The sequence below is a fragment of the Pseudomonas sp. Pmew2 genome (genome assembly GCF_058129885.1).
Genome location: NZ_CM176702.1, coordinates 3,885,834 through 3,908,443 on the forward strand (window position 1 = coordinate 3,885,834; position 22,610 = coordinate 3,908,443).

21 protein-coding genes are annotated in these 22,610 nt (G+C 58.9%); 13 read left to right on the forward strand and 8 right to left on the reverse strand.

What is annotated here, in order from left to right; genetic code table 11:
* Positions 1 to 358 precede the first annotated feature (358 nt).
* The 4 genes from AC4ANK_RS17710 to glnT form a co-directional block, all read right to left on the reverse strand.
* A complete protein-coding gene (locus tag AC4ANK_RS17710) occupies positions 359 to 1,693 on the reverse strand; it encodes an FMN-binding glutamate synthase family protein (RefSeq protein WP_002553845.1) in 1,335 nt (444 codons plus the stop codon).
* Between the two features lie 15 nt (positions 1,694 to 1,708).
* Complete coding sequence (locus AC4ANK_RS17715; protein ID WP_002553846.1) at positions 1,709 to 2,392, reverse strand: GltB/FmdC/FwdC-like GXGXG domain-containing protein; 684 nt, start codon at positions 2,390 to 2,392, stop codon at positions 1,709 to 1,711.
* Entirely contained in the window at positions 2,389 to 3,309 is a 921-nt protein-coding gene (locus tag AC4ANK_RS17720; RefSeq protein WP_004665566.1) for a class II glutamine amidotransferase, read from the reverse strand. The genes AC4ANK_RS17715 and AC4ANK_RS17720 overlap by 4 nt, the downstream gene beginning before the upstream one ends.
* 124 nt (positions 3,310 to 3,433) lie before the next feature.
* Complete coding sequence (gene glnT / locus AC4ANK_RS17725; RefSeq protein WP_002553848.1) at positions 3,434 to 4,768, reverse strand: type III glutamate--ammonia ligase; 1,335 nt, start codon at positions 4,766 to 4,768, stop codon at positions 3,434 to 3,436.
* A gap of 290 nt (positions 4,769 to 5,058) precedes the next feature.
* On the opposite strand from glnT, the gene AC4ANK_RS17730 reads away from it, so the two are divergent.
* Complete coding sequence (locus AC4ANK_RS17730; protein WP_460384879.1) at positions 5,059 to 5,664, forward strand: helix-turn-helix domain-containing protein; 606 nt, start codon at positions 5,059 to 5,061, stop codon at positions 5,662 to 5,664.
* Between the two features lie 48 nt (positions 5,665 to 5,712).
* Here the strand turns inward: AC4ANK_RS17730 and AC4ANK_RS17735 are convergent, their stop codons facing one another.
* The 4 genes from AC4ANK_RS17735 to AC4ANK_RS17750 form a co-directional block, all read right to left on the reverse strand.
* Positions 5,713 to 6,879 carry an acetyltransferase domain-containing protein gene (locus AC4ANK_RS17735; protein ID WP_002553850.1) on the reverse strand — a complete coding sequence of 389 codons (1,167 nt, stop codon included), beginning with the start codon at positions 6,877 to 6,879 and terminating at the stop codon, positions 5,713 to 5,715.
* A 51-nt stretch (positions 6,880 to 6,930) separates the two neighbouring features.
* Entirely contained in the window at positions 6,931 to 7,491 is a 561-nt protein-coding gene (locus tag AC4ANK_RS17740; protein WP_460384877.1) for a gamma carbonic anhydrase family protein, read from the reverse strand.
* 11 nt (positions 7,492 to 7,502) lie between these two features.
* The gene (folE2, locus tag AC4ANK_RS17745; RefSeq protein ID WP_002553852.1) at positions 7,503 to 8,408 is read right to left on the reverse strand and encodes a GTP cyclohydrolase FolE2; all 906 of its coding nucleotides are present in this window, start codon (positions 8,406 to 8,408) and stop codon (positions 7,503 to 7,505) included.
* 173 nt (positions 8,409 to 8,581) lie between these two features.
* On the reverse strand, positions 8,582 to 9,490 hold the full coding sequence (locus tag AC4ANK_RS17750; protein WP_002553853.1) for a LysR substrate-binding domain-containing protein: 909 nt from the start codon (positions 9,488 to 9,490) through the stop codon (positions 8,582 to 8,584).
* 205 nt (positions 9,491 to 9,695) lie between these two features.
* Between AC4ANK_RS17750 and AC4ANK_RS17755 the strand changes: the two genes are divergently transcribed.
* From AC4ANK_RS17755 to AC4ANK_RS17810, 12 genes are all read left to right on the forward strand, one after another.
* Positions 9,696 to 11,216: an ABC transporter substrate-binding protein gene (locus AC4ANK_RS17755; RefSeq protein WP_031596833.1), complete on the forward strand. Its 1,521-nt coding sequence runs from the start codon at positions 9,696 to 9,698 to the stop codon at positions 11,214 to 11,216.
* Positions 11,217 to 11,318: 102 nt separating this feature from the next.
* Complete coding sequence (locus AC4ANK_RS17760) at positions 11,319 to 12,236, forward strand: ABC transporter permease (RefSeq protein ID WP_002553855.1); 918 nt, start codon at positions 11,319 to 11,321, stop codon at positions 12,234 to 12,236.
* Between the two features lie 8 nt (positions 12,237 to 12,244).
* Complete coding sequence (locus AC4ANK_RS17765; RefSeq protein ID WP_002553856.1) at positions 12,245 to 13,153, forward strand: ABC transporter permease; 909 nt, start codon at positions 12,245 to 12,247, stop codon at positions 13,151 to 13,153.
* A gap of 16 nt (positions 13,154 to 13,169) precedes the next feature.
* The gene (locus AC4ANK_RS17770) at positions 13,170 to 14,171 is read left to right on the forward strand and encodes an ABC transporter ATP-binding protein (RefSeq protein WP_460384874.1); all 1,002 of its coding nucleotides are present in this window, start codon (positions 13,170 to 13,172) and stop codon (positions 14,169 to 14,171) included.
* The gene (locus AC4ANK_RS17775; RefSeq protein WP_031596834.1) at positions 14,168 to 15,181 is read left to right on the forward strand and encodes an ABC transporter ATP-binding protein; all 1,014 of its coding nucleotides are present in this window, start codon (positions 14,168 to 14,170) and stop codon (positions 15,179 to 15,181) included. The genes AC4ANK_RS17770 and AC4ANK_RS17775 overlap by 4 nt, the downstream gene beginning before the upstream one ends.
* Positions 15,178 to 16,605, forward strand: coding sequence for a M20 family metallopeptidase (locus tag AC4ANK_RS17780; RefSeq protein ID WP_002553859.1), 1,428 nt, complete (start codon positions 15,178 to 15,180; stop codon positions 16,603 to 16,605). Before AC4ANK_RS17775 ends, AC4ANK_RS17780 begins: the two co-directional genes overlap by 4 nt.
* Entirely contained in the window at positions 16,602 to 17,753 is a 1,152-nt protein-coding gene (locus tag AC4ANK_RS17785; protein WP_002553860.1) for a M20 family metallopeptidase, read from the forward strand. Before AC4ANK_RS17780 ends, AC4ANK_RS17785 begins: the two co-directional genes overlap by 4 nt.
* 118 nt (positions 17,754 to 17,871) lie before the next feature.
* The gene (locus AC4ANK_RS17790; protein WP_031596835.1) at positions 17,872 to 19,395 is read left to right on the forward strand and encodes an amidase; all 1,524 of its coding nucleotides are present in this window, start codon (positions 17,872 to 17,874) and stop codon (positions 19,393 to 19,395) included.
* Between the two features lie 347 nt (positions 19,396 to 19,742).
* Positions 19,743 to 21,113, forward strand: a complete 1,371-nt coding sequence (locus tag AC4ANK_RS17795) for a DUF6861 domain-containing protein (RefSeq protein WP_002553862.1) — start codon at positions 19,743 to 19,745, stop codon at positions 21,111 to 21,113.
* Positions 21,113 to 21,586 (forward strand): hypothetical protein, encoded by a 474-nt coding sequence (locus tag AC4ANK_RS17800; RefSeq protein WP_004665578.1) that lies wholly within the window; start codon positions 21,113 to 21,115, stop codon positions 21,584 to 21,586. Before AC4ANK_RS17795 ends, AC4ANK_RS17800 begins: the two co-directional genes overlap by 1 nt.
* A 101-nt stretch (positions 21,587 to 21,687) precedes the next feature.
* A complete protein-coding gene (locus tag AC4ANK_RS17805) occupies positions 21,688 to 22,134 on the forward strand; it encodes an SMI1/KNR4 family protein (protein ID WP_460384871.1) in 447 nt (148 codons plus the stop codon).
* Between the two features lie 145 nt (positions 22,135 to 22,279).
* Positions 22,280 to 22,582 (forward strand): contact-dependent growth inhibition system immunity protein, encoded by a 303-nt coding sequence (locus AC4ANK_RS17810; protein WP_031596837.1) that lies wholly within the window; start codon positions 22,280 to 22,282, stop codon positions 22,580 to 22,582.
* Positions 22,583 to 22,610 lie beyond the last annotated feature (28 nt).

The window sequence follows — 22,610 nt, forward strand, 5'->3', positions numbered from 1 at the left end:
GAGATTCAGGCTCGACTTGAGTCACCTTTTCGCCCCTCGGCGACCTACTTTGATGGGGCCAAAGTAGGCAAATCCCTTCGCTCCTGTTTCCGGCCCGACTTCGTCGGGTTCCTTCGCCCTGTCACTGATCCGGGGGTCGCCGCAACGGACCATCCATGGTCCGGTGCGGCTAGCCTGGCGTCCTGCCAGGCTACCCCCGGATCAGCGCCAGGACTCAGCCGTCACTAACGTCGCACTCTGCGTCGTCTGTGCCATCGTGATCGAAAAGCACGTTATGGCGTCAGTCGGTGCCATCGCGGTCGAAAAGCACGTTATGGCGTCAGCCGGTGCCATCGCGGTCGATAAGCACGTTATCGAATCAGTAACCAGAACCCGGAATCCACGACGTCCCGGCCAAGGGCACTCGGGCCATCGCCGCAGACTCGACGGTCAGCGCCACCAGGTCTTCCGGGTCGAGGTTGTGCAGGTGCGACTTGCCGCAGGCGCGGGCCATGGTCTGAGCCTCCAGCACCAGCACGCGCAGGTAGTTGGCCAGACGCCGCCCGCCTTCGACCGGGTCGAGACGTTTGGACAGTTCCGGGTCCTGCGTGGTGATGCCCGCAGGGTCGCGGCCGTTCTGCCAGTCGTCGTAGTAACCCGCTGCCGAGCCGATCTTTCTCAGTTCTTCGTCGAGACGCGGATGGTTGTCGCCCAGCGCTATCAAAGCGGCTGTACCAATTGCCACTGCATCAGCGCCCAGAGCCATGGCCTTGGCCACATCGGCGCCGTTGCGAATCCCGCCGGAGACGATCAACTGCACCTTGCGATGCATGCCCATCTCCTGCAGCGCCTGCACGGCTTGCGGGATGGCAGGCAGAATCGGAATGCCGACGTGCTCGATGAACACTTCCTGAGTGGCCGCAGTACCGCCCTGCATGCCGTCGAGCACAATCACGTCAGCACCAGCCTTCACCGCCAGCTTGACGTCGTAGTACGGGCGGCTGGCACCTATCTTCACGTAGATCGGCTTTTCCCAGTCGGTGATCTCGCGAATCTCGGCAATCTTGATCGCCAGATCGTCCGGGCCTGTCCAGTCCGGGTGACGGCATGCCGAACGCTGATCGACGCCGACCGGCAAGGTACGCATGCCAGCCACACGTTCCGTCACTTTCATGCCCAGCAACATGCCACCGCCGCCCGGTTTGGCGCCCTGCCCCAGGACGATCTCGATGGCGTCGGCCTTGCGCAGATCGTCCGGGTTCATGCCATAACGCGATGGCAGGTACTGATAGACCAGATGCTGCGACTGGCCACGCTCTTCCGGGGTCATGCCTCCGTCGCCGGTGGTGGTGCTGGTTCCCGCGATAGTTGCGCCGCGGCCCAGCGCTTCCTTGGCGTTGGCCGACAATGCGCCGAAGCTCATGCCTGCGATAGTCACCGGAATTTTCAGGTACAGCGGCTTTTTGGCGAAACGATTACCCAGCACCACGTCGGTGCCGCACTTCTCGCGATAGCCTTCCAGCGGGTAGCGCGAGACGCTTGCGCCAAGCAGCAGCAGGTCGTCGAAGTGCGGCAGTTTGCGTTTTGTGCCGCCACCGCGAATGTCGTAGATGCCGGTTTCCGCAGCACGCTGGATTTCCTGAATGGTCAGGCGATCGAAGGTGGCCGACTCGCGCAGGACTGGAGCAGGTTTTTGGCTGATGGGGTCGCTCATGGTAATGCTCCTGAATCAGTACGCGGAGGCGTTATCGATTTTGAAGTTGTAAAGCTGACGGGCCGAGCCGTAGCGTTTGAAATCCGCTGCCTTCTCGTTAAAGCCAGCGCGATTGAGCAACTCCTGCAGCTCCTGCAGATGCTCTTCACGCATCTCCTTGGCGATGCAGTCAGAGCCCAGTGACTCGACCTTGCCTTTGACGTAGATCCGCGTTTCATACAACGAGTCGCCCAGCGCATCACCGGCGTCGCCACAGACCACCAGCCGACCGGCCTGGCCCATGAAGCAGCTCATGTGGCCGATGCTGCCGCCGACCACAATGTCGATGCCTTTCATGGAAATGCCACAGCGCGCTCCGGCATCGCCTTCAATCACCAGCAAACCGCCGTGCGCCGTGGCACCTGCGGCCTGCGAGGCGCTGCCCTTGACCCGGACTGCGCCGGACATCATGTTCTCGGCGCAACCAACACCGACATTGCCGTGCACGGTGATCGAAGCTTTCTGGTTCATACCCGCGCAGTAATAGCCGGCATGGCCCTGAATATCGATGGAGATGGCCTCGTTGACGCCGACCGCCAGGTTATGCGCGCCGTCAGGGTGGGTGACCAGCCATTCGCGCTCTTGCAATGCCTTGACCTGATCGTGCAGAGTCTGGTTGAGATCACGCACGGTGGCGCTGGAAAGATCGACGGTTTTCATGAGCGTGCTCCCTCGGCTGGCTCGCGTTCCCAGATGTACATAGTGGCCGGGACCGGTTCCCAGACCCTGGCGTTTTCGATACCCGGCAGGCTGGACAGCGCCTGGTATTCCGAGGCCATGGCGACGTAATCGTCGGTTTCGGCGAGAATGGCCGGTTTGCAGGCAATCGGATCGCGAATCACCGCAAAACCATTGCGCGTGCCGATGGCGAAGGTAAAAAAGCCATCGAGGTCCTCCAGCGATTTGTCGAGCGCCTGCTTGAGGCTGTCGCCCTGTTGCAGGCGCCAGGCCAGATAACCGGCGGCCACCTCGGTGTCGTTGTCGGTCTCGAAGTGAATGCCTTCACGACGCAGGTTCTGGCGCAGGCGAAAGTGATTGGACAGCGAGCCGTTGTGCACCAGACACAGGTCCGAACCCGTGGAAAACGGATGACTGCCTTCCATGGTCACCGCACTTTCAGTGGCCATGCGCGTATGGCCGATGATGTGGCTGCCCTTCATGGACGCCAGACCGAAGCGCTCGGAAATCTCCCTCGGCAACCCCATGCCCTTGAGGATCTCGATACTCTGTCCGGCGCTCATGATGCGCACGGTGGGCGCCAACTGCGCCAGTGCAGCACGCACCGGGGCTTCTTCTGCCTGAATCTTCAATACCACGGCGCTGGCGTTCTGAAACCAGTCCAGTGGTGCATCCAGTCTGCTTTGCAGCGCCGCGATCAGCGCCTTGAAATCATACTGTTCGGTGGTGGCCTGCAAGGTCAGCTTGACCCAGCCCTGCGCCACTTCATCGCCATAAATGGCAAACCCGGCGCTGTCCGGCCCGCGGTCCGTCATAGCCTCGAGCATCGGTTCGAACAACCTGCCGAGTTGTGATTCCAGCGCCGGGTTCTTCAGATACAAACCAACGATTCCGCACATAAGCCTCACCTTGTTCGGAAGCGGCAAGCTTTTAGCTACAAGCTGCAAGCCAACCGCATAGACAGAAAAATTCAATACGCCGCAATCCAGCTTCTTATTGCAGCCTGAAGCTTGAAACGTGCAGCTAGAAAAACTCGATATAACGCTTCACTTCCCAGTCACTCACGTGGCGGCTGTACTCCACCCATTCCATGCGTTTGAGGCGGATGAACTCACCAACGATCTCGTTGCCCAGCACCTCGGCGAACAAAGGGTCGGCTTCGAGTGCATCGCAGGCTTCCTTGAGCGACTGCGGCAGGGTCTTGATGCCCCGTGCGGCGATTTCTTCCAGGCTCAATGTGTAAAGGTTCTCGTTGCAGACATGATCGATCTCCAGCTGCCGGTCGATACCGTCCAGCCCTGCGGCGATGATCGCGGCGCTGACCAGATACGGGTTGCAACCGGCATCCGGCAGGCGAAACTCGAGGCGGCCATAGGGCACCCGCACCATCGCCGAACGGTTGTTGGCGCCGAAGGCGATGAACGCTGGAGCCCAGGTCGCCCCCGACAGCGAGTTGCCGACCACCAGGCGTTTGTAGGAGTTGACCGTGGGTGCCGCGAAGGCACACAGCGCGGGGCCGTGAGCCAGCAGGCCAGCCGCAAAGTGATAGGCCATCTTCGACAGGCCCATGCCGCTGGGGTCGCTGGCGTCGTGAAACAGGTTCTTGCTGCTGGCACTGGCGATCGACAGGTGGAAGTGCATGCCGTTGCCCGCACGCTTCGGATCGGGTTTGGGCATGAACGAGCAGATCATGCCCATGTCGTTGGCGATCTCCCCGGCCGCCATGCGGAAGAAAGTGAAGCGGTCCGCCGACTCCATGGCCTCGCTGTAGGTGTAATTGATCTCGAACTGGCCGTTGGCGTCTTCGTGATCGATCTGATAAATGTCGAAGCCCACCGGCTGTAGCGCCTCGGTCAAGCGCTCGAGAAACTCACGTGAACGCGACAGCCCCTTGTAGTCATAGCAAGGCTTGTCGAGGTTATCGCTGGCATCGACCATTTGCAGGCTGCCCGCAGCATCGCGCTTGAACAGGCTGAACTCGGGCTCCAGCCCGGTATTGAGGGTCCAGCCACGCTGGCTGAGGCGTTCGACCTGCTGCTGCAACACATAACGGCTGTCATAGGGCCACGGCTTGCCATCCACATGACCGATGCACACCACCCGCCCATACCCCGGCTGCCACGGCACCGGGGTCAGCGACGACAGGTCGCCCCTGGCCATGAAGTCCGGGCCGTGGGGTTCCATGCCCATGCCGCAGATAGCGAAACCGGCGAACCCGGCACCGTCCTCTGCAACCATTTCCAGGCCCGTCACAGGAACCGACTTGGTCTTGGCCGAACCATGAATATCCACGAACTGAGCCAGCACATACTTGATGCCGTGCTGTTCGATCAGGCGCTGTGTTTCGGGTGGCAACATGGGACGTGTCTCCTGGCATGGCAAAACGTTTCAGGGAAGGAGCGTTGTTTCACTACCCGCCGAGAATATATTCTGAGCAGGAAAGTTACTTTCCCTTTAGGAATGCAAAGCGCTTGCCAGTTTGGTATGCCAGCAAATCGAAGAGACGTGGAAGGGGCAATTCAGCTGTTTATATGGGAAACTCGTTTTCTCTCCGGGAATAATTTGCAACTGAAGTACGCGATGACAGCGGCGAAATGCACATTCCCAGTGCAAAATAAAAATTATTGAACGGAAACTGTGCGCAGCCGATGAATATGCCGACCGAACCGCATCCGAAATTGAAGCTTGAGCAATACCTGGGTATTCAGGTCAAACGCCAGCGCCAGGCTCAGGAGCTGAAGCTTGCCGACGTAGCGCGCATTGCCGGTATCAGCCAGGGCATGCTGAGCAAGATCGAGAACGCACAGGTGTCAACCAGTCTCGACAACCTCAGCCGTCTTTGCGACGTGCTGGGTATGCCCATGTCCAAGCTGTTCAGCCAGTACGATCAGCAAGGCAGCAGTGCACTGCTGGTGAAAGCCGATGAAGGGCTTGAGGTGGTAAGGCGCGGCACCGAGAAAGGCCACACCTATCACTTGCTCAACCATACCCGTGGGCCGAAGAAGAGTTTCGAGGCGTACATGGTGACGATGGACGATGCCAGCGAGGAGTTTCCGACCTTCTCACACCCTGGCACCGAGTTTCTCCACCTGCTCGAAGGCGAGCTGATCTACCGCCACGGCAATCAGCTGTATCCGATGCAGGCCGGTGACAGCCTGACCTTCGACGGCGACATTCCCCACGGTCCCGAGCAACTGGTGCAGGTGCCGATCAAGCTGCTGTCGATCATGAACTATGGTGCGCAGAGCGATTGAGGTCAGACCGGCAGCGGCGCGCCTGATGGCGCGCCGTGCCTACGGTGGTTACAGGTATTTCAACCAGCTGATATCGCGACGACGCGCCTTCAGCTCAGCGAACCAGCGCACGGCCGGAAACAGCAGCACCGCCAGTACCACCGAGGTCAGCCAGACACCCCATATGTGGTCGAAACCGAAGTATTTGCCCTGGTTGGTTCCCCAGATCGCTACGGCAATCAGGTACAGAATCTTCAGGACGTACAGGTGCAGCAGGTAGAAAAACATCGGTGCCGAGCCGAGCACCACCAAGGACCGCAACCAGCTTTTTTCCTGACTGCGTTCGAAGGCGATGAGAATCAGCAAACCGATCCCCAGCGTCAGGCTGATGAACAGCAACGACGGTGGGTATTTGGTGATGTTGAAGAAGCTCATGACCGTTTGCACACCGGTCTCGCCAACGCTCCACGGTTTTTCACCGTAGCCGTTGATCATGCGCAGGACCACAAAGCCCGACAGCGCTCCCCCACCCCACATCCACAGGTTTGCACGTCGTTTCGCCGCATCGTAACTACCGGCAAACCAAGGGCCTGCGGCGTAGCCCAGCGCGATAATGCCAATCCACGGCAATAACGGGTAAGAGGTACGGAAACGCAGGTTATCGGAGACCTCGATCCAGCCCCGATCATGCAGAATCGCCCACGGAATGTGCATGGCCGACTCGACACCAAAGTGCAGTGAGTCCAGCAGGTTATGCCCGGCAATGATCACCACGCCAATGACCACCAGCGCCCAGCGCGGCAGATACACCATCAGCGACAGCGCAACCATGCTCAGGCCGATGGCCCAGATCACTTGCAGGTAGATGATGGTCGGCGGGAACTGGAAGGTCCAGGCGAAGCTCACCAGGGTGAACTCCAAGGCAATCAGAAACAGCCCGCGCTTGAGCAGAAACGCCGACACGTCGGTCCTGCCCTGATATTTCTCGCCATACAGATACGCCGAAAGCCCGGTCAGCAGAACGAACAGCGGCGCACATAAATGCGCCAGTGTGCGACTGAAAAACAGGGCGGGTTCGGTGCTTGCGACCTCCATCGGGTCGAGGACCTGGCGGTGCAGGAAGAAGGTTTCCCGTACGTGGTCCAGCAGCATGAAGAGAATGATCAGCCCGCGCAGAGCATCGATAGAGCGCAGCCGTGATGCTGGCGCGCGGGTTGGTTGAACAACTGCTGTCATGAAAAATCCAGATCCGTAGCCGGAAGTGCAATGAGTCGATTGTGTTCTGTGTCAGAACTCGTTCTGAAGTGCCTTGTAGCCGCGCACCAGGTCAATGTTGGTGTGCGCCACGTCTTCGGAAAACTCCGAAGCCGAAATGCTCACCGGTGGGAATTGCGAAAGATCAGTATTAGGCCCGATCCGGGTGGTGGACGGCACGTAAAAATTCTCCGGCAAATCGCGACCGTCGACCACCAAGTTGTGTCTGACCACACTGCCTTTGCCGACCTGGCAGTTGAACAGCACGCTGTTGAAGCCGATGAACACCCGATCTCCGACTATGCAAGGTCCGTGCACGATGGAGCGGTGGGCAATCGAGGTGAACTCGCCGATGGTCACCGCAGCACCCGATTTGGAGTGAATCACCACGCCATCCTGAATATTGGAGTTGGCGCCGATGACAATCGGCTCCATGTCCCCTGTAGCGTCGACTTCGTCAGCGCGGATCACGGCATAGGGGCCGACAAACACGTTGTCCTTGATGATCACCTTGCCGCAGATGATCGCGGTTTTATCGATGTAAGCGGATTCGGCGATGACCGGCAGATGGCCGGAAGGATTTTTACGGATCACGGTATGAAGCCTCAGGACAGGTAGTTGGAAGTCTGGGCGGCCGCATCGTGCGGATGCAGGCTTTCGAAGTGACGCACACTGACGCTGGAGGCTGCATAGCGGCCTTCCAGCGCTTGCTGGACCTTGCGCGCGGCGTCTTCGACGTACATCAGATTCTGGCCGTTGAGCCGGGCGAATGCCTGCTCATCGGCACGCTTGACGGCGGTTTGTACCGGGGTGCCCAACGCCTGCTCGACCGCGTCGATCAGCGTCATCAGGCCCAGTTCGGTCGCCTGCTCTGCCACCCGCACCTGGACGGTAGCCACGCTGCGCTGGCTGTGCGGCGTGGCGAACGAGGCGTTCTCGCGCAGCCAGGTCGCAACCTGCATCGGGTCGACAAACGACTGCCTGCCAAAGCGTGCCGTAAAAGCCCCTTCCAGCAGTTGTCGAGACAGTGCAGCCGAGCACGGGCAGGTAGACGAATAAGTGATGTCGGCTGAAACGTCGAGGCACAAACGACCGGCGCGCCATGTGGCGTCAAGCTTCACCGGGTAGGATTTCCAGCCACTGAGCCCTTCGGTAATCAACGCCGGGCGACGGCACAGCAGATTGAAGCTCAGGGTGAGCCGGGCGCGGCTGGAATGGCAGTCCAGGTGACTTTCGACCATGGCTTCCATCAGCGCACCCAGCGTATCGGGGCTCAGTATCTGGTGCTCGGCATACCTGTCGAGGAGCCGGTAGAGCCGCGACATATGGATACCTTTGACACTCGGATCGGCCAGATCGACTTGCAGATCGACATGCGCATGGACCGGGTGCCGGACGCCCGCTTCGGCCAGCCTGACAGGCACTTCGACGACCTGCATGCCGACCCAGTCAAGTGAAACCAGGGCCGAGGAAACTTCCGTCAGGGCAACGTCTGGGAGGGGGTTGTTCATGTGCGTCAGTCGTCTCTTTGGCGAACCTCGCCGAGGGGCGAAGCCTGATGTTGGCGGTTCACGGCCGCACAGAGTGCAGCCGCAAATTCGTTACACTATAACATCATGCTTATGGACTTCATCAACCAAACGCTACCAGCCCGTTAAAGCGCACCACCGACGCCACCTGCGTGTCAGGTCTTTGCCAGCTCCTCGATCAGAAAATCCCGAAAGGCCGCAACCGCTGCGGGCAGGTTGCGTCCGGCCATGCTTTGCAGTTCGATACGACGCGCCTTCATGCCTTCGTCGCTGATCGGCAGCGACTTGAGCTGTTTTTCGTGTGCGCGCTTGTCCAGCGTCATCTCGCTGGACAGGCTGATACCGCCCTCCTCACGCACAAACCGCAGTAGCGCGCCAATGTAATTGCTGGTCAGCACCGGATCGAACAGCAGGCCCTGCACCCCGCAACAGATGTCGAACAACTGGCGCAAGGTCGTGTCGGGATTGGTCAGGGCGATGGCATAGGGTTGCAGCTCGGCCAGCGAGACTTCGGTGCGTGAGGCCAGCGGATGGTTATGACTGACCACCGCGCAGATCGCGCCGCTGTGAATGTGCTCGACCTTGATTTCGTTCTGCGGTGTCAGGCTGAAGGTCAGACACAGGTCCGCATCCCCGGAGCGCACCCGCTCGGTGGCCTGGGCCGGCGCGCAGACCTCCATCGAGAAATGAATGCCTTGATACAGCCGCCGGAATCGCGCAATGCACCGTGGCAGGAAATCCAGGGCAAAGCCTTCCGAGCAGGCAAGTCGTACATGACCACGCTGCAAGCCTTGCAGCTCGGTGATTTCCAGTACGACCTGCTCGGCTTCCAGCTGTGATTTGCGCGCATAGGCTGCCAGACGGATACCCGCCTCGCTAAGCATCATGCCGCGTGCCTGGCGCTCGAACAGCACGGCATCCAGCTCGCGCTCCAGCTTGCTGATCTGCCGACTGACTGCCGAGGACGCGACATTGAGCCGTATCGACGCCTCGCTGATCGACCCGCAACGCGCCACTTCAAGGAAGTAGCGCAACGCGGTGGACTGTACGCCGTAGAGTTGCATCGCGGCTCCTGCGTTGCCTTTTCGGCAATGAAAGGTTCGAAATATTGTGCTTGTGGCATTGATACGCTTTGCCTAGAGTCATGTCGAGGCGCAACATCAATACAACGCAATCAAAAGAACACTGCAGCCTCGTTTCTCCCCTCTTCTCGCATTTGCGACCCCACTGCCCTTTGATACATCCACTTTGCCTTTTGGAGACGACGGCATGGGAATCAAGGGTTTCGCTCGCAGCATCGCGCTATTGAGCCTGTTCAGCAGTTTTTCCGCCCTGGCTGGCAAGGCCGACGACACACTGGTCTACGCCTCCGACAGCGAACCGGAGAACATCAGCCCCTATCACAACGACCTGCGCGAGGGAGTGATTCTCGGTCGCCTGATCTGGGACAACCTGGTCTATCGCAACCCGGACAATGGCGAGTACCAACCCATGCTCGCCACCAGCTGGAAGCAGGTCGACGACACCACCATCGATTTCCAGCTGCGCGAGGGCGTGAAGTTTCACAACGGTGATCCGTTCACGGCAGATGACGTGGTATTTACCCTCAATTACGTGGTATCGCCCGAATCCAAGGTGGTCACGGTACAAAACGTCGACTGGATCAAGAGTGCCGAAAAACTGGGTGACTACAGCGTGCGCCTGCACCTGAAAAAGCCTTTCCCGCCTGCGCTGGAATACCTTTCCAACGCTGTGCCGATGTTCCCGAAAAAGTATTTCGAAGAAGTCGGGATGGCAGGCTTCAGCCGTAAACCGATTGGCACGGGGCCTTACAAGGTGACGGCCATTGCTACCGGTGAAGGCGTGAAGATGGACAAGAACCCGGATTACTTTCAGGGCAGCCCACAGGGCCAGCCGAAGATCGCTCACATCAATTTTCGCGTGATTGCCGATGCTGAAACACGTCTGGCCGAGCTGATGACCGGTGGCATCGACTGGACCTGGCGCGTAGCGCCGGATCAGGCCGAAAACCTCAAAGCCATGCCCAACCTGGTGGTCACCAGCGGCGCGACCATGCGTATCGGCTTTCTGATTCTGGATGCGCGCGGCACCTCCAGCGCCGACTCGCCGATGAAGCACCTGAAAGTACGCCAGGCAATCAACTATGCGATCAACCGTGACGGTCTGGCCTCGCAACTGGTCGGTGGTGAAAGCAAACCATTGCAGGTCGCCTGCTACCCCGGTCAGTTCGGTTGCGACACCACGGCAGCCACGGTCTACAACTATGACCCGGCCAAGGCCAAGGCGCTGCTCAACGAAGCGGGTTACCCGAACGGCTTTGAAACCGAAATATTCGCCTACCGCGACCGCGACTACGTTGAAGCAATCATCGGCAACCTGCGTGCAGTCGGCATCAACGCCAAGCTGCGCTACCTCAAGTACGCGGCCCTGCGTGATCAGCAACGTGGCGGCAAAGTGCCAATGTCGTTTCAGGCCTGGGGCTCGTTCTCGATCCTCGATACCTCAGCCTCGGCCGGCACCTGGTTCAAGGGCAACCCGGACGACAACATCAAGGACCCGCAAGTCCAGGGCTGGCTGCAGACCGCCGACAATGCACTGGACCCGCAGGTGCGCAAGGACAATTACCGCAAGGCCTTGCAGCGCATCAGCGAACAGGCCTACTGGGCGCCGTTGTTCAACTACTCGATGAACTACGCCTATGTCTCGGACCTGAACTTCAAGCCTTACCCGGACGAGTTGCCGCGCTTCGTGCTGTCGAGCTGGAAATAAGCGCCTGACCAAGACCGTCGGCAAGCCTGGCTGTGAGGCGCATGACGCGCCTTGCAGTTGGGTCAGCCACCCCGTCATTCCCTGAACACAAGGTCACTTGCCATGTTCGGATTTCTCTTGCGCCGCCTGGGCATTGCCCTGTGCGTAGCGATTACCGTGTCGGTGATCAGCTTTTCCCTGCTGCACCTGTCAGGCGATCTGGCCACTGCCATCGGCGGGCCGGAAGCCACCAGCGAGCAGATCGAACAGATCCGGGTGCAGTACGGCCTCAACAAGCCGTTGGTTACGCAGTATTTCGAATGGCTGGCCGACGTGGTGCGTCTTGATCTGGGCGACTCGTTCTTCTTCCAGGAGTCGGTCTACAACCTGATCGCCTCGCGCCTGTCGATCACCCTCGGGCTGGGCGCAATGGCCCTGAGTATTGCGCTGCTGATCGCCATTCCGCTGGGTGTGCTGGCCGCCGTGAAACGCGACACGTGGATCGATCGCCTGGCACTGAGCATCGCGGTACTGGGTCAGGCCATGCCGAGTTTCTGGTTCGCGCTGATGCTGATCGTGGTGTTCTCGGTCACCCTGAAATGGCTGCCGGTGTCGGGCAACTCGACCTGGGCGCACTTCGTCATGCCTGCCATCGCGCTGGGTTATTACGCCACACCGGCGATCATGCGCCTGACTCGCGCCGGCATGCTCGACGTGCTCAATTCCGATTACATCCGCACCGCGCGTGCCAAGGGCTTGCGCCCCGCCACCGTGCTGTTCAAGCATGCGTTGCGCAACGCGTTGATCCCGGTGGTGGCACTGGCCGCCGTGGAGTTCGGCTTCATGCTTGGCGGCTCGGTGGTCATCGAGACGGTTTTCTCGCTGCAGGGCATTGGCCAGTTGGCCTGGGACGCGATTGCCCGTGACGACTTCCCGGTGGTGCAGGCGGTCGTGCTGTTGATCGCGGTGATCTACATCGTCCTCACCCTGCTGGCCGACGTGCTCAACGCACTGCTCGACCCGCGCATCCGCGTGAAATAGGAGGCCCCATGAGCACAACCACTTCATCGCCGCTGCTGATCAACGATTACCAGCCTCCGGCGCGCAGCGTCTGGCGCACATTACGCAGCAGCTTCGCGCACCGCGGTTTTGCCATCGGCGCGGTGTTGTTGCTGATCATCCTGTTCGGCGCACTGTTCGCCCCCTGGCTGGCCCCCTACGACCCTTACACGCAGGATGTAATGCTGCGCATGAAACCACCGGTATGGATGGCCAACGGCACCTGGGACTATGTGCTGGGCACCGACAAACTGGGCCGCGATTACTTGTCACGCCTGCTGTACGGCGCACGCATCTCGCTATTCATCGGTTTCTCGGCGGCGCTCATCTCTGGCGTCATCGGCACCATCATGGGCCTGCTGGCCGGCTACTTCGGCGGCAAGACCGACGCTGTGATCAGCTACCTGATCACCACGCGCCTGGCAATGCCAGTGGTGATGATCGCACTGGCCTCCGCATCGCTGATCGGTGGTTCGCTGAAAGTGGTGATCGTGCTGCTTGGCTGCCTGCTCTGGGACCGCTTTGCCGTGGTGGTCCGCGCTGCTGTGCAGCAGATCCGCGACGCTGAATACGTTGCCTCGGCCCAGGCGCTGGGCTGCTCGACGCTACGCATTCTGGCCAGCGAAATCCTGCCCAATCTGGTCGGCGCGCTGATCGTTGTCGCTACCCTGGAAATGGCTCACGCGATCCTCCTCGAGTCGGCACTGTCGTTCCTCGGGGTCGGCGTACAGCCACCGATTCCGTCCTGGGGACTGATGATCGCCGAAGGCAAACCGTACATGTTCTTTTCCCCTTGGGTTATCGCGATTCCCGGCATCGCCCTGATGGTGCTGGTGCTGGGCATCAACCTGGTCGGCGACGGCCTGCGCGATCTGATCCTGCCCGACGGGCGCAACTAACAGAGGAGATACGCGCATGGCCCTGTTACAGGTTGAAAACCTGCGTGTCGAGATTCCTCTCGGCCAAGACACGCTCCACGCAGTGCGCGGCCTGGATTTTCAGGTCGAGCGCGGCGAAATGCTGTGCATCGTCGGCGAGTCCGGCTGCGGCAAATCCCTGACTTCGCTGGCACTCATGGACCTGCTGCCGCGCAAGGCCCGGCGTACCGCAACGACACTGAGCCTGGACGGCATCGACATGCTGACCCAGAGCGAGCGGCAGATGTGCGACCTGCGCGGCAACCGCCTGGCGATGATCTTTCAGGAGCCGATGACCTCGCTGAACCCAGCCTACAGCATCGGCGATCAGCTCAGCGAAGTGCTCACCCGACACCGCAAGGTGTCCCGCAAGGAGGCCCTGCAGCGCGCCGCGCAGATGCTCGAAAAAGTCGGGATCAGCAACGCCAGCGAACGCCTGCGTCAGTACCCGCATCAATTGTCGGGCGGCATGCGCCAGCGGGTGATCATCGCCATGGCACTGATGTGCGAACCGGACGTGATCATCGCCGACGAGCCGACCACCGCACTGGACGTGACCATTCAGGCACAGATCCTGCGCCTGATCCGCGACATTCAGAAGGAGCTGGGTCTGGCCGTGATCTTCATCACCCACAACCTGGGGCTGGTAGCACGTATCGCCGACCGGGTTGCGGTGATGTACGCCGGACAGATCGTCGAAACCGCCCCGGCCATCGAGTTGTTCGAGAACCCGCAACACCCCTATACCCGCGGCTTGCTGGCGAGCATACCGATCCCCGGGCGCACCCAGCCAGGCCAGCCGCTGGGTTCGATTCCGGGGCTGGTGCCCAGCCTGGTGGGCGAGCAACATGGCTGTGCATTTCGCAATCGCTGCTCGCTGGCAATCCCGGCCTGCGCCGAAGACGTGCCGCCAATCAATAGCCAGGACCACATGACCCGCTGCCTGTTTGCTTCAACGGGCGAAGAAACTGTATTGCACCGTGAGGGCATGACGTCATGAATAATCAGGCCCTTAACACGAGCGCCAAAAAAGACATTGCTCTGGAGCTGTGCGACATCCGTCGCGAATTCAGCATCAGCCGTGGCTTTTTCAAACCCAATGCGACTTTGAAAGCAGTCGACGGTGTGTCACTGCGCCTGATGCGCGGCGAAACCCTCGGGCTGGTCGGCGAATCGGGATGCGGCAAGAGCACCCTGGCCAAGATGCTGCTGGGCCTGCTCGCGCCCAGCAGCGGCGATGTGCTGGTCAACGGCAAACACCTCGCCGGAACCGACCGCAAGGAGATGGCACGGCGCATCCAGCCGATCTTTCAGGATCCTTACTCGTCGCTCAACCCGCGCAAGACCCTGCGCGAAATCGTCACTCTGCCGCTGATCGTGCATGACATCGGCACCCATACCGAACGTCGCCAGCGTGCCGAGGCGATGATGGACGTGGTCGGCTTGCCCAAGCGCGTGATCGACAGTTACCCGAGCCAGCTTTCCGGTGGCCAGCGCCAGCGGGTAGCGATTGCGAGGGCCCTGGTGATGCGCCCGGATGTGTTGATTTGCGACGAGCCGACCTCGGCGCTGGACGTTTCGGTGCAGGCGCAAATTCTTAATCTGCTACAGGACCTGAAACAGGAATTCGGCCTGACGTACCTGCTGATCAGCCACAACCTGGCCGTCATCGAACACCTCGCCGACCGCGTCGCGGTGATGTACCTGGGGCGGATTGTCGAAGAGCGCAGCCGCGAATCGCTGTTCGCCAGACCCGGTCATCCCTACACCCAGGCGTTGCTGGACTCGGTACTGACCCCTGACCCGCATCTGGGCATTCCCGATCTGGGTTTGCACGGGACCTTCCCCAACCCTATGTCGCCGCCATCCGGCTGTGCCTTTCACCCGCGCTGCCCGGCCTGCATGGCGGTGTGCAAGGAGAAGTCTCCGGTGATTGGCCGCATGGAAGGCGGAACCGTGCGCTGCCACTTGCGCGACACCTCGAAAACCCTGGAGCTGATGCCCTCATGAGTAGCCGTTCGCACGCCATCGAAAACGTCACTGAACAGTTCGACAACGGCGCATTTTTCGCCCTGCTTGGCGAAAGCGTCGCCTATCCGACCCAGAGCCAGGAGGCCGAGAGCCTGCCGGAGCTTTATCGCTATCTGCACGAATTCATTACACCGCATGTAGAGCGTTTAGGCTTCAGCGTGGCGGTGCATGACAACCCGGTCGCCGGGCGTGGCCCCCTTATGATCGCGACCCGTATCGAAGACCCGGCCCTGCCGACCCTGCTCAGTTATGGTCATGGCGATGTGGTTCGCGGTTATGACGCGCAGTGGCAACCGGGCTTGTCGCCGTGGCAGGTCATCGAACGTGGCGAACGCTGGTACGGACGTGGCACTGCGGACAACAAGGGCCAGCACCTGATCAACCTGACCGCTCTGGAGCAGACCCTCAAGGCACGCGACGGCAAGCTGGGTTTCAACGTCAAACTGCTGCTGGAAATGGGCGAAGAAGACGGCTCGCCGGGTCTTGGCGCGTTCTGCCGGGCCCACGCAGAAGAACTCGCCGCAGACATTTTCATCGCCTCCGACGGCCCACGCCTGGCAGCGGCGCGCCCTACCCTGTTTCTTGGCTCGCGCGGGGTGTTCAACTTCGAGCTGACGGTGAACCTGCGTGAAGGCGCGCACCATTCCGGCAACTGGGGCGGGCTGCTGGCCAACCCAGGCATCATTCTGGCCAACGCAATTGCCAGCATGGTCGATGCGCATGGCCGCGTGAAAGTCGCGGGCCTGATGCCGACAGCAATTCCCGATGCCGTGCGCACTGCGCTGGCGGATATCGAGGTCGGCGGCGGCCCCGGCGACCCGGACATCGACGCTGGCTGGGGCGACCCGGCACTGTCGCTCAGCGAAAAAGTCTTTGGCTGGAACACCCTCGACGTGCTCGCCTTCAAGACCGGCAACCCGGACGCCCCGGTACACGCCATTCCCGGCAAGGCTCACGCGTTGTGTCACATTCGCTTTGTGGTCGACAGTGATTACAACGCGTTCATCCCCGCGGTGCGCGCGCACCTGGATGCCCATGGCTTCGATCGTGTCGAGGTCAGACAAACGCGCATGGACGTGATGCACGCCACGCGCCTGTCACCGGACAGCCCGTGGGTCGGCTGGGCGCTGGATTCGCTGGCCGCCACCACGGGCAAGAAACCCGCGCTGCTGCCCAATCTGGGCGGTTCGCTGCCCAATGACGTATTCGCTGAAGTGCTGGGCCTGCCGACGGTCTGGGTGCCACACTCATACCCGGCGTGCTCGCAGCATGCACCTGACGAGCACTTGCTGGCTCCGGTGGTCAAGGAGAGCCTGCAAATCATGGCCGGACTGTTCTGGGACCTGGGCACGGACGGCGCACGACTGACCCGGGAGCAGCGGGCACAGGAGCTGAGTGAATGAATGAGGCACAACTGCACGCCACCGCGTGGCTGGCCGAGCAATATGAGGCGATGGAAGCGCTGCTGCAGCGCCTGGTCGATACCGACTCCAACAGTTACGACAAGGCCGGAGTGGATGCGGTCGGCGTACTGCTCGCCACGCAATTGCTGGCCGACGGGATCAGCGTCGAACGTATCCCGGTTGACGGTTTCGGCGATGTGCTGCTGGCTGAATTGCCAGGCGGCCCCGGCAAGCCGGTGCTGCTGCTCGGCCATCGCGACACGGTATTTCCCAAAGGCACCACGTCCACTCGCGGCTATACCAAAGATGCCGAACTGGCTTATGGCCCTGGCGTGGCGGATATGAAAGGCGGACTGGTGCTGAACTGCTTTGCGCTGAAAGCGTTGAAGCGCATCGGCCCGCTGCCATTTCCGGTACAGATCCTCTATACCGGAGACGAAGAAATCGGCTCCGCCAGCGCTCGTGTTCACATCGAAAAGTATGCCCGTCAGGCCCGCGCGGTGCTCAACCCGGAACCGGGACGCGCCAGCGGCAACGTGGTCAGTGCCCGCAAAGGCGGTGCCACGCTGATCATTGAAGTCAGCGGCCGTGCGGCGCATTCCGGGGTCAATCACGCCGACGGTGCCAGCGCGATTCAGGCGCTGGCGCACAAGGTGATCAAGCTGCATGCGTTGACCGACTATGCAGCGGGCATTACCACCAACGTCGGCTTGATCTCAGGCGGCACCTCCAGCAACACCGTTGCACCCAGCGCGACGGCGAAACTCGACGGGCGCTTTGTCGAACTGCGCCAATGGGATGAAATTCTCGCCGCCGTCCAGGCCATCGTCGCCGAAGAGGAACTGCCCGGCACATCGGCCAGACTGCTGGAAGCCACGACCTTCCTGCCCATGGAAGCCCGGCACAGCACTGAACTGTTGAGTATCTATCAGGGGCTTGCGCAGGAACTGGGTTTCAGCGTGGAAGGTGAGTTCACCGGGGGCTGCGCCGACTCTGGTTTCACCGCCAGCCTGGGCATCCCTACCCTGTGCGGTCTCGGCCCGGTCGGCGGCAAGGTACACACCGACCGTGAATATCTGGAGCTTGATACCCTGGTGCCCAGAGGCCAGGCGCTGGTGGCGACGATATTGGCGCTGGGGGATGTTTGAAGAGACTGCCCACGTGCTGTGCCCGACCTGGAAAAAGAGGCGCGACGCAGATGTGTGACGCAGAGCGTCACGAAATGCATTCCCACGCGGTGAACGATTACATTCGGGAGAACACTCCATGCAAAACCCATCCGGGCTGCTCGGCAAATCCGCCACCGAACTGCGTGCGCTGATCGGCAACAAACAGATCTCGCCAGTGGAATTGCTCGACGCCTGTATCGAGCGGATTGAAACCCTCAATCCGAAAATCAATGCGTTCGCCGCCACCTGTTTCAAGCGCGCCCGCGACGAGGCGCTGCTGGCCGAGCATGCAGTCCTGCAAGGCAAACCGCTGGGGCTGCTGCATGGCCTGCCAATCGGCATCAAGGATCTGGAAGAAACTGCCGGGGTACTCACCACTTACGGCTCACAATTGTTCCGCGACAACATCCCCGCGCAGGACAACCTGTTCGTCGCCCGCCTGCGTGCTGCCGGGGTAATCGTCGTCGGCAAGACCAATGTCCCGGAACTCGGCGCCGGAGCCAACACCCGCAACGTAGTGTGGGGCGCGACCGGCAACCCGTTCAATCCGGAACTCAACGCAGGCGGTTCCTCGGGTGGTTCAGCCGCCGCATTGGCTGTGGACATGGTGCCGTTGTGCAGCGGTTCAGATACCGGTGGCTCGTTGCGCATTCCCGCAGCACTGTGCGGCATCGTCGGCCTGCGACCTTCACCCGGCTTGGTACCGAGCGAACGCAAAAAACTCGGCTGGACGCCGATTTCCGTTGTTGGCCCGATGGGTCGCAATGTCGCCGACACGCTGCTGCAACTGCGCGCCAGCGCCGGGCTGGGGCAGTCCGATCCGTTGAGCTATGCCATTGCCGATGACGAATTTGCACCACGCACCGTCGACCTCAGCCAACTGCGGGTCGGCTATAGCGAAGACTTCGGCGCGTGCGCAGTCGATGACACAATCCGTGCCGTTTTCCGGGAAAAAATCAACGCACTGAAGCCGCTCTTCAAATCCTGCGAAGCCATCGACCTGAATCTGGGCAGCGCCCATCACACCTTCGACGTACTGCGTGCCGAAGCCTTCGTTGCCGGGTTGCAGGACGCCCACGACCGCGATCCTGATGCGTTGGGACCCAACACCCGCGCCAACTTTGAGATGGGCGCCGCCATGTCGCTGCAGGACTGCGTAAAGGCACATGGCGAGCAGAGCCGGATCTTCCGCGGTTTCCAGAAGCAATTCGAACACTACGACCTGATCCTCGCGCCGACCACACCAGTCTCGCCCTTCCCCTGGAGCGAACTGTACCTGCGCGAAGTCAACGGCGTGCCACTGGACAATTACTATCGCTGGCTGGCGCTGTGCTACACCATCACCCTGACCACCAACCCGGCACTGTCCCTGCCCTGCGGCACCGACCACAACGGCATGCCGTTCGGGCTTCAGGTGATCGGCGGGTTTCGCGGCGACGCAAAACTGCTCGCCTGCGCCGAAGCGCTCGAACAGGCGACGGAGAATGACCCACGTTTGTCCCGGCCACGCCCGGACCTGCAAAAACTGCTGGCCTCGGCAGTCGACCTGACGCACATCGTCACGCATCCACCGGTTTATGGCGGGTCGAGAACGGGCAAGCCGGAGATTGGTGCGATGTAGTTGGGGATGTGTGAAGGAGCAAGACCAATACCAGGCGTTCAACAAACGTGCCGCACTTCACTTTTTAGCGATCAACTTAGCGATCAACCAAAAAAACTTTCAAACCACAGCGGTGAGAAAAAGCGCCGGGAATTCAATGCGTCACCTAGCTATCACAGTCGTGAACATCCAACTGCTATCTCATTGACATCATTGCGATCGTCGCACAAATGAGAAAAATGGCAGTATCTGAGATCGAATTGGCATGCCAGACGGTCAGGCAAAGGTTACCTCTAGCGCAGGCTGTAGTCCGATGACTCAAGGATCGAGAATCGGAATTTACTCTTTTCAAGGACAGAGATGAATAAATGGATCTTTTAGCCAACGTCCCCAAATGGGAAGACATCGAGCGAACCCTCGATAACAAATTCAACCATCTGAATCAGTCTTTCGATCAAGGCTGGGAAAGCGCTTTCGATGGTTGGAACGGTTTCACTCGGCGAGTCAGTAACGAGGCCACACTGGCATTCGGCAGTATCGGCGGAAACCGCATTGAGTCGGTGAAGCTGGCGATGTCCAAGTCTTACCCAATCATCCAGCTGAATCTGATGCGCAAGTGGGCTTCCATAGACATTACGGAAATACTTCCTGTCTTGCTGCAACTGGTAAAAGAGGTCGCCATGATCATGGGCGGCAGCGTAGCCGTAGGAACTCTTGTTGGTGGTGCGGCTGGATCGCTAGCATTTGGGGCGGGCGCTGTACCAGGGGCCATAGCAGGCAGCGGCATAGGCTTACAGGTCGGCAACCTAATTCTGCTGGGCATGGGGCTTTCAGCCATTGCCGAGTACTTTTATCAAGGGCTCCCTGCCTGTCTTGCAACTCTCTATGAAGGCATTGTGACTGCCTGGAATGCAGAGGAAGGTGTCAAACCGCCGGGTCTTGATCCCACAGGAGCCTCCGCGTGGTTGATTGATGAGCGTATAGATGCTGCCGCGCGGCAACTCGCAAAAGGTCAGGAGCAATTGGTCATGCTCCTGCTGACTGCCATCGTCACCTACATCACGCGAGGTCAGGTCAAAGCAGGGATCGTAGGCAGTCTGGACGGCATCGCCGCAAGAAGCGCGAAGCTTCAAGCAGACATGACCAACAAGCAAATTGCGGGTTGGTTGGCTCGGAATGAGCAGAAGTTGCTGGCTCATCCTGAGTTGCGGAGGAGTGAGCCTTCACCGCTCCGGGGAGTAATGGACACCCAAGAGCCGCCAACTACACCCTCGCCATCTAATCGGCCAGGTGCAAAAAAAGAATCCAACGACGTGGCAAATACCTCATCAAAACCAGAGTGGCTGCAGCGACTCGATGCAGGTAACGAGTTTAATAGAGTTCAATCAAAAAATTACCCCTACAATGAGGTCTACATACAGAGGCCTGACGGCAATGGCTATTACCGACTAGATTCATACAACCCAACAACTGGGGAAATCATATCACGTAAATTAACTCAATTTTCAAAAATATCTGAACCCACCGCCAAAAGCTATATAAATGAAGCAATATCAAAGTACCCGAGCGGCTCTACTATAGCGAATGTTCCATCCAGTGGCTCTTTGGCAGGACAAAAATTACAGGGCGCTTTGATACTGGAAGTTCCACCTCAAACAGGTATAATACCCCAAACTATTTTAGACTCTGCAGACAAAGCAGGAGTTTTAATTAGAGATATCAACGGAAAGGTGTATTGATGAGTCCTTCTATTTTTTATTGCAAGTCCTGGTTCCGCCTTAAGCATCGTGCAATCGACCCTATGGACGAGGCTACCGCCAACGCTTTGCATTTGGCTAAAAAGCCTTATACAGCGTTGATAGGCTCAGACTCTAAACCAGCTTGTTTCGTAGAAATGATTTTAGACAAGAACATGGTGGGCGTTGGATTTCTGGATGACCATCAGCGCGAATACCTTACCTATCAGTTTCAATGCCTGGATTCAGAAACGCTTTTCCTCACGATGGCAACCCATCGTGAATTTGATGACGCTGGGAAAATCTCAGTTGGAACCAGCTACATCTTCAAAGAAAGCGGCGAGCTTTTGATTCGTCGGGAGCAGCTAAACCCACATAAGCTTGAGGAAGCCAAATCGCATTTCGAGCCTAAAGACAATTACGAAAAAATCCCCGAGTTCGGCGATTACTCAAACGTAACCAAAGTCAACAGATGAGCGTGGAAAGCCTCTAAAAAATACTGAACTATTTGAATTTTCAGGAGCAGATACAAGAGGTGGAACTAGATTTAACTGCGCGAATACTCACGAGTAATGAAATGACTAATTTGACAGCATTTGATCTTGGAAACCTTATAAAGACACATGAGGATGTAGCAGCATTTGGAACACCTGCCGACGCTGTGGCCGATGAGTTGATTATTAAGGCAGAACAGCGTTTAGGTCACCCACTGCCTGACTCCTACAAATGGTTTTTACGGAATTATGCGGGAGGAGAAGTAGGCACCGAGGAGATTTGCAGTATCTACGGCATGGACTTCGATGGCATACAGGGTGGAGATATTGTCTTCCAACATATTAACGAACTCAAAAACAAGTCGACCACCCCAGAAAAATTGGTCATCAGCAGAACGGACCTGGGCGAAGTTTTCTTCTTTGACTATAATACTTACAAAAACAATGAATGCCAGATCTTCTTGAAAATACCTTCAGGAGCAGCGATTTTTTATGAGTATCTTGTCAAAAGAATAATCGCCCACTCCTAAACGCAAAGCCAAACTGCAGCCTAATAACATATAACATCCCATCAACAATTCCGCCTCGCCCATTCATATCAAATAGATTCGCACCTTATATCATCAATTATCAAAAATTGAAGCCTGCCCCCATAACAAAAAGCCGGACATCCTCATGAAAACAGATCAATACGCCAACCTGAGCCGATTACTAGGCTGCTATTTTCATCAGGACTGGACGGAAGAGTTCTCGGACAGCAATCACGTGTTTGAAGAGATCGTAAAATGTGAACCCTTGAGCTGTTTGCGAGATAGCGTAAAAGAAATTGAGCATCTGTTAAGCCAGCCCATGACGGAAACAGACTACAGCGAAATAATGACAACCACATCGGGGTGCCATTTCGAGCCCAGCAGTGAACACACTCATTATTCGGATTGGCTATCCAAAATGGCCATTTACTTCACAAGCCAACAATAGCATCCATCTGTACGCAAGACATCCAGCA